General features: G+C 67.9%; 14 protein-coding genes. 2 read left to right on the top strand and 12 right to left on the bottom strand.

The window, feature by feature from the left end:
* Positions 1-77: 77 nt before the first annotated feature.
* The 8 genes from BM199_RS14905 to rplM form a co-directional block, all read right to left on the bottom strand.
* On the bottom strand, positions 78-359 hold the full coding sequence (locus tag BM199_RS14905; RefSeq protein ID WP_091673816.1) for an acyl carrier protein: 282 nt from the start codon (positions 357-359) through the stop codon (positions 78-80).
* Between the two features lie 28 nt (positions 360-387).
* Positions 388-2,091: a fatty acyl-AMP ligase gene (locus BM199_RS14900; RefSeq protein ID WP_091673815.1), complete on the bottom strand. Its 1,704-nt coding sequence runs from the start codon at positions 2,089-2,091 to the stop codon at positions 388-390.
* A gap of 17 nt (positions 2,092-2,108) precedes the next feature.
* The gene (locus BM199_RS14895; protein WP_091673814.1) at positions 2,109-2,564 is read right to left on the bottom strand and encodes a hypothetical protein; all 456 of its coding nucleotides are present in this window, start codon (positions 2,562-2,564) and stop codon (positions 2,109-2,111) included.
* A 24-nt stretch (positions 2,565-2,588) separates the two neighbouring features.
* On the bottom strand, positions 2,589-4,886 hold the full coding sequence (locus BM199_RS14890; protein ID WP_091673813.1) for a hypothetical protein: 2,298 nt from the start codon (positions 4,884-4,886) through the stop codon (positions 2,589-2,591).
* Positions 4,886-5,191 carry a hypothetical protein gene (locus tag BM199_RS14885; RefSeq protein WP_091673812.1) on the bottom strand — a complete coding sequence of 102 codons (306 nt, stop codon included), beginning with the start codon at positions 5,189-5,191 and terminating at the stop codon, positions 4,886-4,888. Before BM199_RS14885 ends, BM199_RS14890 begins: the two co-directional genes overlap by 1 nt.
* Before the next feature lie 109 nt (positions 5,192-5,300).
* The gene (gene glmM, locus BM199_RS14880) at positions 5,301-6,635 is read right to left on the bottom strand and encodes a phosphoglucosamine mutase (RefSeq protein ID WP_091673811.1); all 1,335 of its coding nucleotides are present in this window, start codon (positions 6,633-6,635) and stop codon (positions 5,301-5,303) included.
* Positions 6,636-6,946: 311 nt separating this feature from the next.
* Positions 6,947-7,432 (bottom strand): 30S ribosomal protein S9, encoded by a 486-nt coding sequence (gene rpsI, locus BM199_RS14875; protein ID WP_091673993.1) that lies wholly within the window; start codon positions 7,430-7,432, stop codon positions 6,947-6,949.
* 14 nt (positions 7,433-7,446) lie between these two features.
* Positions 7,447-7,899, bottom strand: coding sequence for a 50S ribosomal protein L13 (rplM, locus tag BM199_RS14870; RefSeq protein WP_091673810.1), 453 nt, complete (start codon positions 7,897-7,899; stop codon positions 7,447-7,449).
* A 183-nt stretch (positions 7,900-8,082) separates the two neighbouring features.
* Here rplM and BM199_RS14865 point away from each other — a divergent pair, with 183 nt between their 5' ends.
* Together BM199_RS14865 and BM199_RS14860 are read left to right on the top strand one after the other, a co-directional pair.
* A complete protein-coding gene (locus BM199_RS14865) occupies positions 8,083-8,997 on the top strand; it encodes a hypothetical protein (protein ID WP_245788371.1) in 915 nt (304 codons plus the stop codon).
* 45 nt (positions 8,998-9,042) lie between these two features.
* Positions 9,043-9,537, top strand: coding sequence for a DUF4333 domain-containing protein (locus BM199_RS14860; protein ID WP_091673809.1), 495 nt, complete (start codon positions 9,043-9,045; stop codon positions 9,535-9,537).
* Between the two features lie 75 nt (positions 9,538-9,612).
* Here BM199_RS14860 and BM199_RS14855 read toward each other — a convergent pair whose 3' ends face one another.
* The 4 genes from BM199_RS14855 to BM199_RS14840 all read right to left on the bottom strand — a co-directional run bounded on the left by BM199_RS14855 (position 9,613) and on the right by BM199_RS14840 (position 12,773).
* Entirely contained in the window at positions 9,613-9,900 is a 288-nt protein-coding gene (locus BM199_RS14855) for a WXG100 family type VII secretion target (RefSeq protein ID WP_091673808.1), read from the bottom strand.
* Between the two features lie 63 nt (positions 9,901-9,963).
* The gene (locus tag BM199_RS14850; RefSeq protein ID WP_091673807.1) at positions 9,964-10,278 is read right to left on the bottom strand and encodes a WXG100 family type VII secretion target; all 315 of its coding nucleotides are present in this window, start codon (positions 10,276-10,278) and stop codon (positions 9,964-9,966) included.
* Between the two features lie 216 nt (positions 10,279-10,494).
* Complete coding sequence (locus BM199_RS14845; RefSeq protein ID WP_091673806.1) at positions 10,495-10,851, bottom strand: hypothetical protein; 357 nt, start codon at positions 10,849-10,851, stop codon at positions 10,495-10,497.
* The gene (locus BM199_RS14840) at positions 10,848-12,773 is read right to left on the bottom strand and encodes a type VII secretion-associated protein (protein ID WP_091673805.1); all 1,926 of its coding nucleotides are present in this window, start codon (positions 12,771-12,773) and stop codon (positions 10,848-10,850) included. The genes BM199_RS14845 and BM199_RS14840 overlap by 4 nt, the downstream gene beginning before the upstream one ends.
* Positions 12,774-12,942: the final 169 nt, after the last annotated feature.

Raw genomic sequence — 12,942 nt, 5'->3', positions numbered from 1 at the left:
CCGGGTGCGTGTCCGGACCTACGACGCACCACAGCCCGATTCGGTGCCGTCGCAGATGCACACGAAATGTACCGTGGTCACCCCTCGGAGATGGCCGATTTGCCCCGAAGGGCCTCCTCGAGGACCTCCGCGATACCGGCCACCGTCGTCATCCGGTCGCGCTCGTCGAGGTCGATGGTCACCTCGTAGTGGATCTCCAGCGTGGCGAGCAGTTGCACCCGCCGCTTCGAGTCCACCCCGACGTCGGCCAGCGGTGTCGTGTCATCGATCGCCGCGGGGTCCAGCAGCAGTGAGTCACAGACGATCTTCCGGATATCGCCGATGTGCGCTGCCTGCCCCGAAGCCTCGTCGTTGCCCATGCGGCCATTATCTCCGGGATTCGCGGCCTCACCGCGGCCCGTAACGCTGCCGGGCCGCTAACCTCGCGACCTTCCCGCTGGACGTCCGCGGCACATTTCCGGGGCCGACCAGCTCGAACGCGCGCAGGGCCAGGTCGTGGTGCTCGGCGACCGCCCTCCGGACGGCCGTCGCGATGCGCGGGCGATCCAGTTCGGTGAGGTCGGCGTCACGGACGTGCTCGGCGACCACCATCACCCCCTCACCACCCGCGCCGTCCACGGCGAACGCCGCGATCCGGTCCCGGCGGATCGCCGCATCGGCACCGGCGACGGTGTCCTCGATGTCCTGCGGATAGTGGTTGTGTCCGTCGATGACGATGACGTCCTTGAGCCGACCCGTGATGTAAAGCTGCCCCTCATGAACCAGGCCGAGGTCTCCGGTGCGCAGCCACCCGTCCCGTGGCACCCCGGGCGCGGGATCTGCAATTAGCCCGCTAAACGTCGTCGCCGTGCTCTCCGGCTTGCGCCAGTAGCCCTCGGCGAGATGGGGGCCGTGCACCCAGACCTCGCCCTCCTGGCCGTCGGGACGCAGCCGGCACGCGTCGGGGTCCACGATCCGCACCAGCTGCCCGACCGGGCGGCCCACGGACACGAGACCGCGCGCGTCCTGCTTCGTCGCGGGCGGTTCGGCCCTGCCACGTGCGAGCGCGACTCGGTCGAACTCCGTGACGATCGGTCCCTCCGGGCCCGCGCTGGAGACATAGACCGTGGCCTCTGCGAGCCCGTAGGAAGGGCGGTGCGCCACGGGCGCGAATCCGCACGGCCCGAAGGCGTCGGCGAACGCATCGATCGTGGCCGGCCGCACCGGCTCGCTCCCATTGAGCGCGACCCGGACTGCGGAGAGATTCAGACCGGCCCGCGCGGGCGCGGGGACGGCGTCCACGGCGAGGTCGTAAGCGAAGTTGGGGGCCGCGGTGAAGACGTCCGGGTAGCCGGACAACTGCTCCAACCACCGCCGTGGCCTGCGGATGAACTCCAGCGGCTCCATGAAGACCGACCGTGCTCCGGTGAACACCGGCACACAGAGCAGCTGGATCAGGCCCATGTCATGGGAGAAGGGGATCCAGCCCGCGCAGGTCGTGCCCCGATGCACGTCGTAGGCCGCGGCGACCTGACAGACGCTGGCAGTCAGGGCTCGGTGGGTGATCACCGCTCCAGCCGGATCGCGGGTGGAGCCCGAGGTGTACTGCAGATAGGCCGCGTCACCCAGGCCGACGTCGGCCGGGGGCCCGCCGGGACCATCCCGTACCTCGTTCACCGCGATCACGTACGCGGGAGCGGGCAGTGCCTCGTTCTCAACCAACTCACGCAGCCGGTCTTCGCCACGGACAGAGGTCAGCCACACCGAGGGCGCGCTGTCCCGCAGGGCGGCGGTCAACCGTGGCCGGTGCGCCCGGGTCTCGGGGGCGAACAACGGCACCGCGACCAGACCCGCGTACAGCACGCCGAGGAAGCCCACGACGTAGTCCAGGTCCTGACGGGTGAGCACGGCGACCCGGTCACCGGGAGTCGCGACGGACCGCAACCTGGCGGCGAGCGCCTGCACTCGCGCGAGCAGGGCCGTCCAGTTCAGGGTGTGCTCGGCACCGGCACGATCGGTCCAGGTGAACGCGGGCTCGTCCCGCTCCGCGCGGTCGGGCAGGTACGCGGTCAGTGCGCGCCGGGGGATGTCGAGAGCGGGCCGATCGCCCATAGCGGTCTCAGCCACGCTCAGTCAGCGGTCCAGTCGGTCTGGGCATAGTCCTCCTCCTCGACGGGTGCTCTGCGCACGTGCCTGACACTGGCTGCTCTCGCGGGCGCCATCGGCGGGGCCACCACCGGCGGAGTGGGCGGCACAGGTGGCAGCGGACGAGTTGCGGGAGCGGCGTCCGGCTGCGGCTCCCGCGCCTGGTCGTCCTCGTCGAAGCCGAAGTCGTTCTCCTCAACGGTCGACTTGGCGACACTGCCTTCGGTAGCCCAGCCGCCCGCGTTCTTGACGCGCTGAGCACGTTCGCTCAGGCGGGCAAGGACCTCGTCGGTGTCCGTCGCGAGTCGCTGGGTGGTGTCCTTGCTCTCCTTGGCGGCCTTGGCCGCTCGCTGCTCGATGAGTGCGAGCCGCTCGCTGTTCTCCCGGCCGATCGAGCCGAGTCTGCTGCGCAGCTGCTGCAAGTTCTCCGTGGAGTCCATGTGCTTTCCTTCGGCCGGTGTCAGCTATCGCTCGTCCGCTGACCGGTCATGGTCTTCTTCGACGCCCAGCGTTCCGCTGATGCGGTCGCCGAAGCCTCCGGTATCGAAAATGTCTCCGGCGACCCGGTAGGCGCCCGCACCTCGCTCCTGGTCACCCCCGGAACCTCCGGCCGCGCCGCCTGCACCACCCATCATGCCCATGCCGGTGGATGCTGAGGTGCTCTGGTCACCCCCTGCAGGGGCGGCACCACCGGGCGCGGATCCAAGCCCCGCGCCCGGTGCCGGCTGACGTGGCGACCCACCGACGTCGGCTCCGGACACCGGGACGCCGGGCTCCGGATCACCCGCCATCGCGCCACGGCTGATGTCTCCGACCGCCGCACCCGCTGCCACTCCGCTCTGCCCGGACACCGATTGGGGGCTGGTCACCTGCTCGGCAGCCCGAGCCGCACCGGTCGGTGCGGGTTCAGCCGGATCCCCAGCGCCCGCGTGCTCAACCGTTTGCGGCCTTGCTTCGGCGCCCAGTGTGTACGTCGTGGGCTCGCCCCTGCCGTCATCAACGGTCACCACGGTGTCGCCGTCCGGCCCGTCCGGCTGCTCGGCAACGACCCGAAGACCACCGTCCTCGACCTGGATCCTTCCGTCGGCATTCGGGCGGTGCCGGTCGTCCTCGTGCGGGGTGCCGGCAGGACCGAACGCTTCCCTGCCTTCAGGCTCGGCAGCAAGATCCGGACTCTGCGCGGCGAAATCGAGAACATAGTCCTGGGGCGCGCCGGAACCGTCATCCAGCGTGATTTCCATCGTGCCGTCGTCAGTCGGCATGCTCAGCGAAATCTCGTAGTCCCCGTGCGAGATGGTCAGGACCCCTGGTTCGCTCGGCAAGTCCTTCGATTCCGGCTCGGGCACTACGGAGGGAGTGGCCTGAGGCACGGTGTCCGAAGTGGGCACGTTCGCGGCGGGCTCCGTGACCGCGGTGGGCACGGCCGGTGCGGGAACAGCCGGGGCCGGCACGTCGGAACCCGCTCCACCCGTACCGGGCGGGGACACCGCACCGCCACCCGCTCCGACGGTCTGCCCGGCGACCGGGCCACCGGGCGCAGGCGGTCCCGCGGGCGGCGACTGCTTGGCAGCAACGATGGTGCCGAGTTCGGCGTAAGGGTTCTCCGGAATTCGGGCGAGCATTTCCGGAAAGGCGCTCCACGCGCCGTCGACCGCCACCCTGATGTTCTCGCACATCATCCGGTAGTTGTTGAGATGTTCCCCGAACCACGTGCAGAAAACATCCCTGAGCCAGACTCCTGCTTGCTCGACAATGAAATCCACTGTCTCCTGATCAAGGCCGCCCCAGTCGTCATTGAACCGGTTCTTCGCCTCGATCCCCAGAAATCCGATGCAGTGAATGATGTCGTTCTGGCTACCGTGCCCCTCGGCGACTCGAACAAGACGTTCCATGTCCTGCGCGGTGATGTCACCGAAGGAATCGAAGTAGTAGGTGAGAACCCAGTCCGCCTTCTCCTGACAGAACTTCCCCACAGAGCCGAGTGTGTGTCGTAGGCCTTCGGCTGATGTGCCGATGGCATCGGCAACCACCGAGGTCTTCTCCGTGAAGCCCCGCTGATACTCGCGTGCTTGATCGGCGGCAGCACCCTCCCACGTGGAAAAGGCGCTCTGGAGCTTTCCTTCCACCTCTGCCGACGAGCCGTCGATCGCATCACGCAACGTCGCCAGCTCCCCGGCTCCGGCATCGAACTTGTCGAACGGAATGTCGCGCTGCTCGTCGTAGAGCCGGTAGATCTCTTCGAGCGGAACGGCGGCACCGCCACCGATGATCGCCAACGACCGGTTGTACAGCGGCAGCCATACGTCGAAGGCCCTCAGCCCGGACAGCCCGGCATCGAGTATCTCGTTCGAGTTGGCGGCACCGGGATTAGCCTCGGAACTTCTGCCCCGGATCGCTTCCAATGCGCTCGCGCCACCATTGACGGCGTCCCGATCACCCTGCCTGGCATCGGCGCGGATTTTGTCGTGATCTTCCTTGGCCTTCGTGTAGTAGTACTGAACGTCGTCCTCGGCACCGGCCAAGGAACGAAACAGATCCCCGTCACTGATGGAGAGCCGTTCCTTGTACTTCTCTTTGAACGCGTGGAAATCCGCCTCGTCGCGGAATCCGTACGCTGTCGGGTCCTCCTCGACATAGTCGAGGTAGCGCAGGGCGAAACCACGTTGGATCTCTCCTCGTGGATTCGGGTCGTCCAGAAGTTGTTCCACTTCCTGACGACTCGGGATGTCCGCCGCGCCGTCTCCCACCGCGGCGAGACTCATCAGTACCTCCCCATCTCGCCGGCGGCCTGATCCTCGTTCGCCACATACTGCGCACCGGCGCTGTCGAACCGGTTGCCGAACTCTTCAGCCGCGGCCAGGTACGTCTCGGCACAGGCAGCCAGCTTCATCACCCCTTCGGTGTAGGGCCTGGAGCACTCACCGTGGGCCCGCCCGAAGTCCGCCGGACCGATCTGGACGTCCTTGACCGCGCGCAGCGGCGTTTCGAGTGCCCGCCGGGGCACGTCGTTCAAAGCGCCGGCCGCGAGTGCCAGCCCATCGGTCTCCACTGAATGGCCGCCCGCCATGGCTCCCCTCCACTACCGTCGCTGACGCTGCGCTGATGCGCGCACACAGAATGTACCGAGCGGCGGAAACGGGCGCAGGCGGTTCGGGAGAAGCGGACGAAACGGTGTCTCAGGAGGCGGTGGAGACAACCCCGGCGAGCCGGTCGGCCGCGGCTTGGGCGGTGTCCTCGGCGGGCGCCTCGACCATGACCCGCACCAGTTGTTCGGTTCCGGAGGGGCGCAGCAACACCCTGCCCTCGTCGCCGAGTTCAGCGGTCACCGCGTCGACGGCGTCCCGGACGGCCTGGGAGGCGGCCACGGCCGCCTTGTCCGCGACCTTCACGTTGATCAGGACCTGCGGCAGTCGCCGCATCACGCCCGCGAGTTCGGCGAGCGACTTGCCGGTGGCCGCGACCCTGGCCATCAACCGCATGGCGGTGAGCAGTCCGTCGCCGGTGGTCGCGTAACCGGGGAGCACGACGTGCCCGGACTGCTCGCCACCGAGGGAGAAGCCACCGGTGCGTAGCTCCTCAAGCACGTAACGGTCACCCACAGCGGTGGTCCGCAGTGCGACCCCGTGCTCGCGCATCGCGAGGTGCAGACCGAGGTTGCTCATCACAGTCGCGACCAGGGTGTCGTCGACCAGCTCGCCTGCCTCGGACATGGCGATAGCCAGCACCGCCATGATCTGGTCGCCGTCGACGAGGTTGCCCGCGGCGTCCACGGCAAGGCAGCGGTCGGCGTCGCCGTCATGGGCGATGCCGAGGTCCGCGCCATGTGCGAGCACGGCTTCGCTGAGCCGTTCCGGATGCGTCGATCCGCAGCCGTCGTTGATGTTCACGCCGTCCGGCTCCGCGTACAGGGCGATGACCTCGGCGCCCGCCTTGCGGTACACCTCGGGAGCGGTGGTGGAGGCGGCCCCGTTCGCGCAGTCCACGACGACACGGATGCCGGCGAGCGACTGGGGGCTGGCCTCGATCAGATGCGCGACATAGCGGTCGACGGCGTCATCGGCCTGGATGACCCGGCCGATCTCGGCACCGGTCGGCCGGATCGGGGCGGCGCTGAGGGCTGCCTCGATCTCGTCCTCGATACCGTCGGGCAGCTTGTGCCCGCCGTCGCCGAACAGCTTGATGCCGTTGTCCGGCATCGGGTTGTGGGACGCCGAGATCATCACGCCGAGATCCGCGGACAGCGCGCCGACGAGGTAGGCAACGCCGGGGGTCGGCAGCACGCCGAGCCGGATGACATCAGCCCCCGCCGAGGTCAGTCCGGCGACCACGGCGGCCTCGAGCATCTCGCCACTGGCCCTGGGGTCGCGACCGACAACCGCTACGGGGCGGTGGGAGCGGTCGTGAGCGGCGAGCACACGAGCAGCGCTGGCCGCGACGGACATCGCGAGTTCGGGGGTGAGCTCACCGTTGGCGAGACCCCGGACCCCATCCGTGCCGAATAGGCGAGCCATCTGTCGACCTCCTTGTGCGGGACTACCCCGCATCCGAACAACCCCGACAACCTAGCGGCCCCGGCAACGCCCGATCCGCCCCCCTCGCCCTCACCCCCGGAGTGCATTTAGCCCGCTAAACGCGCTCCACCGTCCTGGAGGCAGGGGAGTGCAGTTAGCGGGCTAAATGCACTCGGGGGGTGGAGCCGGGGACGGCGGCGACAGGGAGCGGAAAGCACGGAAGCGCCCATCCGAATGACGGATGAGCGCTTCCGGAGGTTGCTTCCGGCCGAGACGATGCAACGTCGCGGCGGTCGCAGTACCTGGGCGCGTCAGCGCTTGCTGTACTGCGGAGCCTTACGGGCCTTCTTGAGGCCGTACTTCTTACGCTCGGTGGCACGGGCATCCCGGGTCAGGAAGCCGGCCTTCTTCAGCGCGGGGCGGTCGTCCGCGTCCACCTCGACGAGCGCACGGGCGATCGCGAGGCGCAGCGCGCCGGCCTGGCCGGAGATGCCGCCGCCGTGCAGGTTGCCGAAGATGTCGAACGACTCGGGCTTCTCGACGGTCACCAGGGGCTCACGGATGAGCTGCTGGTGCACCTTGTTCGGGAAGTACTCCTCGAGGCTCTTGCCGTTGAGCTTGAACTCGCCGGAGCCGGGGACGAGCCGCACGCGGACGACGGCCTCCTTGCGGCGGCCGACCGTCTGGGCAGCGCCACCAGCGGCGCGCGACGGCTTCGGCGCGGCCGGCGTCTCACTGGTCGCGACGGCCTCGGGCGTCTCCGTGGAGGCGACAACCTCGGTCTCGGTGCTGGTCACAGACTGTTCCTCACTCACTTGGTCACCTGAGCGATCTTGGTGATCTCGTGCGGCTGGGGCTGCTGCGCCGAGTGCGGGTGCTCAGGGCCTGCGTAGACCTTGAGCTTCTTACCCTGGGCGCGGCCAAGCTTGTTCTTCGGCAGCATGCCCTTGACGACCTTCTCGAGCAGACGCTCGGGACGGCTGTCGAGCAGCTCACCGAAGGACCGCTTACGCAGACCACCTGGGTAACCGCTGTGGCGGTAAGCGAACTTCTGCTCACGCTTGTGGCCGGTCAGCGCCACCTTCTCGGCGTTGACGATGATGACGAAGTCACCGGTGTCCACGTGCGGAGCGTAGGTGGGCTTGTGCTTGCCGCGCAGCAGCGTGGCGACCTCGGTCGCGAGCCGGCCGAGCACGACATCCTCGGCGTCGATCACGTGCCAGGCACGAGTGACGTCGCCGGGCTTGGGGCTGTACGTGGGCAAGGGTCTACCTCGTCGTCAACATTGCTTGTGGGTTCCGTGCGGGCCTAGCGCGTACGCGCCGCAGCGCACAACAGCTTATGAAGATACTCGGCCGCCGGAATGAGGGTCAAAGCGGGGGGTCCCCGCCGGTACTCATACTAGTCTGACGCAGCAGACCGCTCGTGACAACCAGGGGGATTCACGGTGACCAACCGACCTGACGCGAGGTCCGGCCGTCGTCGAGCGAGGGCGCTGGCGGCGCTGGCGACCGGTGTCGCGTTGGTGACCTCGGCCTGCGGCACGGCCCACACCGCGACCCCTGTTCCCGACGGCGCCGAGGCCGCGGAGTACGTCAGTGCGAAGTTCGCCGACAAGCTGCAGCACCTCAGCGAGGACTTCACCGGCAACGAACCGCGCAAGAGCACACTCGACTCCTTCATCAGGATCGACGACAAGAAGGCCGACGACACCATCACGGCCGTGCAATTCGGCAGCCCGCCTGCCCGCCTGTCGAAAAACCACTCCAACCGGGACTCCGGCACGTTCCTCGACTCCTATCACCCGGCCGGGAGTGAGGTGGAGTACCTACGCCTCGGGCCGCACTACTCCAGTCTCGCTCCGACGCCATGGGTGTCCATGCCGTACACGGGCCACAACTACGGCGAGTGTTTCTGGGCGGGGTACAACAAGGTCTGCAAGATGCTGAACAGCGTCGCGGCTGCGGTCGAGGCCGGCCGCGCGGCCAAAGAGGCCAAGAGCCTGCCCGACGGCAGCGTCGAGTTGACCGCGGAGATCCCGCTGCGGACCTTTCTCGAGTACGAGGTCATCGGCGTCCCCGAAAAACTGCTCGCCAACGTGAGCGAGCAGATGAGGTCGGAGCCCCTGACGGCGCTCATCGTGCTCGGCCCGGATGACAAGCTCCAGCGGATCGAGATGAACGGCACCGTCACCGGCGACGGCCACGAGCTGGAGGTGCGGATGGCCTACCAGGTCCTCGAGCCGCCGACCGAGAACGACCTGCCGCCCGTACCGGACGACGACGAGGTCACCGTGCTGAAGGATCGCGCGGCGGTCAGTGACTTCTACGACAGACTCGGGAAGATCCAGAATGATGGCTGAACGGACCTGCCGCCCGGACGTACGACACGTGCGTGAGGTGAAGCGATGACTCAACCACCCGGCGGGCCACCGGGCTGGTGGCGGCCGCCTGGTGTGGACCAGGGACCCCCGCGACCCGCCCCACACCAGCCACAGGGACCTGCGCCCAACTACGGTGGGTCGTTCCAGTCTCAGTACGGTGGCTTGGGTGCGTTCGGCACCCCCTCGCCAGAGCAGGCGCCGAAGCGCGGCAAGCGCAAAACGCTTCTTGTCGCCGGCGCGATCACTTTCGTCCTCGGCGCAAGCGGGGTGACCGCCTGGCTGCTGGGCGCGTTCCGGGGTGACGTGCTGGATCAGGAGTCCCTGCAGCATGGGGTCGCGACCGTGCTGCGGGACAGCTACGGCGAGCACGACGTCAGCAATCCCGTGTGTCCGGACGACCAGCCGGTCCGCAATGGAACGACCTTCGAGTGCACTGTCGAGGTCTCCGGAGAGTCGAAGTCGGTGTCCATCAGAGTGCTGAACGAGAAGCCCGAGTTCGAGGTCGGCGCACCGAAATAGCAAGCCCTGAACACGACTGTGCCCCCGGCTCGAGAGCTGGGGGCACTGTCGTCTGTGGAGCATCGCCGGAAAGGCTCAGAACATTCCTGTGACGCCCTTTTCCGTGCCCTGGTAACCGTCGGCGATCTGCGGCAGCACCGCGGCGATCTGCGCGAGCAGCTGCTTCATGTCCTCGAAGGACTGGTCCCACTTGGTCTGCAGCTCGAGGTAGGAGGCCTGCGCCTCACCTTCCCAGGTGTTGATCAGCGGGTTCAGCTTGGACTTGAGGTCCTCGAACAGCGAACCGAGCTCACCACCGGTCTTGTTGCAGTCCTCAGCCGCGGTGTTGATGGTCTGGTAATCAACGACAATGCCGTTCGGCATTTCACCCTCCTATGATTCTGAAAGTCAGTGGTTTTGCGGACAATCGCGAAAGCCGAAGCTGGCTCAGAGGCCTTCCATGCCCCGCGAGGCGCTCTGCACGGCTTCGAGCTGTGCCTCTTCCGCGGCCTCGTACTTGCTACCGGCCTGCTCAAGCAGGGTGCCGATGCCCTCGAGCGACTCGTACATCTTTCGCGAGTTCTCGTCGAACCGCATCATCACGTTGTTGAACGCCTCAGCCGCACGACCGGACCAGCCGGCCTGCGTCGCCTCGATGTTGTCGCGCAGAGTGTTCAGGTTCTGCACCATCGCGTTCTTGGTGTCGACAACGTCCTTCTCGGCCTGCGTGAACTGGGCGATCTCGCCCTTAAAACCGCTCATTCGGAGTTACCCCCTTCGTTGGTGGATGCCGTACTCATCTTCGTTCGTACGTGCCTACGACGAAGACCCTGCCATGACTGGTTCCGCGTTGTCCCCGTTTGCTCGCAAGTAGTTGCTAGCGTGAACGCTCATTGCGGGAACCGCAGGTGAACAGGGGATTCCGCGGCCTGGTACGCCGCTGCCAAGATCGCTCACATCCCTTGGGACACAACAGTTTCAGTCCCGGTAAAACGAGGGCGGCGGTGGCGTTCCGTCCTCGCGAACCATGATTCGCGCTTGCGAAAAGTCCGCTTCCTCGTCACCCATTGGAGGTTCGGTTTGCCGTGTACGGCGCACCGGGACCCGCTCTTCGGCCTCAGGGAGAGGCAGCCCCTGGCCGATACGGAACCGGCGTGCGGCGGCGCGAAGGTGTTCCGGAGTGGCAGCAGCGGCCGAGGTCGCCCCGGAAACCTGCCGTGCGTTTTCCGCCCGGTACCGCTCGTTGCGGGCTTTGACCTCTCCCACGGTTCGGCTACTGAACGTGACGGCATGCTGAACGGTGGCGGTCAGCCGCGTGGCCTCGTCGCTGATCATTCCGCCCTGATCTCCAGTGTCCGCACGATCTGCTCGCACGCTCCCGCTACCCGGTCACGGTTTGCCACATACTGGCACCCCACGCTGACCTGCGTGTTCGCCTGGGTGACCACATACCAGTCGACGGTGGCCCCGGACTTCAACTCCCGATAGAACACGGTGTCCTTACCGGCGAACTCGGTTCCCGGGGCGAAGTCGGCGAACTCGCTGCCCGTGCTGCTGTCGATCTGGGTCCGCAACTCCTGTACGAGGCGGTCGTGTTCCGCGACACCGTCGTAGGGCAGTTCGAACTCCTGCACCACGACCAGATCGTCGGCGCCCACGGCATCGGTCGGCTTCACGATCACCTGTCGATCGGCGACGTTGTCCCCGGTCTGGGTCCACTCGGGGGGCGCGACGAAGCTGTAGTTGTACTGCGCGAACGTGCGCCCGTCCGGTATGTCGTCCAGCGTCAGGACCAGCACGGCCGCCACTGCGGCGGCCAGCGCCACACCTGCCCCGAGCAGCCAGGGCAACTGGCGGCGCAGACCCCCGTTCTCGGTGGCGGGCTTTGGCGGCGGAGCAGGCGGCCGTTGCTGCCCGGGAGGCGGCGCGGACATCGACGTGGTCGCACCGCGCGCCGCAGGAGGCCGTGCCGGTGCCGGTGGCGGGTTGCTCCCCCGCCGGGCCTGCTGCGGCCGGTACGCCGACCGGGGTATCTCCCTGGGTCCGACGATCTCGGTGCGCTGCTCGCCGGACTGACGGGCCGTCCCCGGGCGGACCGCGGATGCGCCGGGCAGCGCACCGGTGCGATCGGGATCGATCAGCACGGCCCGGAGTGCGCCGCGGGCAACCACGGTCTCCGGCTGGTCGAGGGTGGTCGGCACCACACCCGTCCTTTCGTGCACCAGGCGGGAGACCATCGGAATCCTGCTGGAGCCACCGACCAGGAAGATCGCGGTGAGTTGCTTCGCTCGCATCTTGGCGGCCTCGATCGTGGTCGTGGTGAGGTCGACGGCACGGCCCAGCGGGGCCGCGACCAGCCGCTCCAGGTCTTCCCTCGTGACGTGCGCGTCGGCGAAGGGCGGCGGCATCGGCACATCGGTGTAGGCGTGCCTGGACAGTGTCTCCTTCGCACCGCGAATGTCCTGGCGCAGCACACGACGCCGGCGGCGATCGGTCAGCTCCCTGCCTTCGACAAGCTGTCGCCATGCCTGGGGGTCGGCCGACGACACCAGGGAGCCGACGTGCTCGAGCAACGCCTGGTCCACGTCGGCGCCACCGAAGGTTGGATCACCGCGAGTGGCCAGCACCTGGAATCCGCCACGGCGAGGCCCGGGGCCGGAGGCCGGCATCCTGCGCACGACGCTGGCGTCGACCGTGCCGCCGCCGACGTCGAGCACGGCGATGGTGTCGCCCACGTGCCCGCTGAACTCAACGGTGCGGTCCTGGCCGAGGTCGGTCGGAGCGTGCGTCGCGGCGTGGAAGACCGCGGCGGCGACGGGTTCGGGCACGAGCGCCACCTCGTGTGCCAACCTGCCCGCCGCCTGGCGCAGCAGGCGGGTGCGCATCGCCCCCCACTGTGCGGGATGGGTCAGGACCAGGAGGTCGACCTCTGCTCCGCCGGCAAGCCTGCGTGCTTCGGTGACCGCGCGCCGGAGAACGGCGTGCACGACGTCCAGCACCGGCAGCACAGTGGCACCGAGCAGCAGTTCCCCCTCGTCGATCCGTCGTTTGGGGTGCGGTTCGTAACGAGACGGGTCGACCGCGGCCTGCCGCTCGGCCTCCTGGCCGACGAACAGCGTCCCGTCAGGAGCGGCGTACACGGCCGAGGACAGCAGCGGTTGGCCATCCACCACGACGACCTGGGGTTCGCGACCGTTCACCGACGCGACGACACAGGTGCTCGATGTCCCGAAGTCCACCGCCACCCGCAACGTCACCGGCCGCTCCCGCCCATCGTGCTCTCGATCCCCGCGTCACTCTCCCAGATCCCCAACCGCCCCGGCTCCGAGGTCACACATCGCCGCCCCGGGCCGGGGAGTGCGTTTAGCCCGCTAAACGCACTCCCCGGCGGGCGCGCAGAACCCCGCGGCCCTGTTCGCAACCGGA

Source organism: Amycolatopsis marina (genome assembly GCF_900111885.1).
Taxonomy (GTDB): Bacteria; Actinomycetota; Actinomycetes; order Mycobacteriales; family Pseudonocardiaceae; genus Amycolatopsis; species Amycolatopsis marina.
This window is presented reverse-complemented; position numbering and strand designations above follow the sequence as displayed.

What these genes read in the sequence shown, in the direction of transcription:
- BM199_RS14905 (WP_091673816.1), bottom strand. Translation starts at nt 359, where the DNA reads ATGGGCAACGACGAGGCTTCGGGGCAGGCAGCGCACATCGGCGATATC.
- BM199_RS14900 (WP_091673815.1), bottom strand. Translation starts at nt 2,091, where the DNA reads ATGGGCGATCGGCCCGCTCTCGACATCCCCCGGCGCGCACTGACCGCG.
- BM199_RS14895 (WP_091673814.1), bottom strand. Translation starts at nt 2,564, where the DNA reads ATGGACTCCACGGAGAACTTGCAGCAGCTGCGCAGCAGACTCGGCTCG.
- BM199_RS14890 (WP_091673813.1), bottom strand. Translation starts at nt 4,886, where the DNA reads ATGAGTCTCGCCGCGGTGGGAGACGGCGCGGCGGACATCCCGAGTCGT.
- BM199_RS14885 (WP_091673812.1), bottom strand. Translation starts at nt 5,191, where the DNA reads ATGGCGGGCGGCCATTCAGTGGAGACCGATGGGCTGGCACTCGCGGCC.
- glmM (WP_091673811.1), bottom strand. Translation starts at nt 6,635, where the DNA reads ATGGCTCGCCTATTCGGCACGGATGGGGTCCGGGGTCTCGCCAACGGT.
- BM199_RS14860 (WP_091673809.1), top strand. Translation starts at nt 9,043, where the DNA reads ATGACTCAACCACCCGGCGGGCCACCGGGCTGGTGGCGGCCGCCTGGT.
- BM199_RS14855 (WP_091673808.1), bottom strand. Translation starts at nt 9,900, where the DNA reads ATGCCGAACGGCATTGTCGTTGATTACCAGACCATCAACACCGCGGCT.
- BM199_RS14850 (WP_091673807.1), bottom strand. Translation starts at nt 10,278, where the DNA reads ATGAGCGGTTTTAAGGGCGAGATCGCCCAGTTCACGCAGGCCGAGAAG.
- BM199_RS14845 (WP_091673806.1), bottom strand. Translation starts at nt 10,851, where the DNA reads ATGATCAGCGACGAGGCCACGCGGCTGACCGCCACCGTTCAGCATGCC.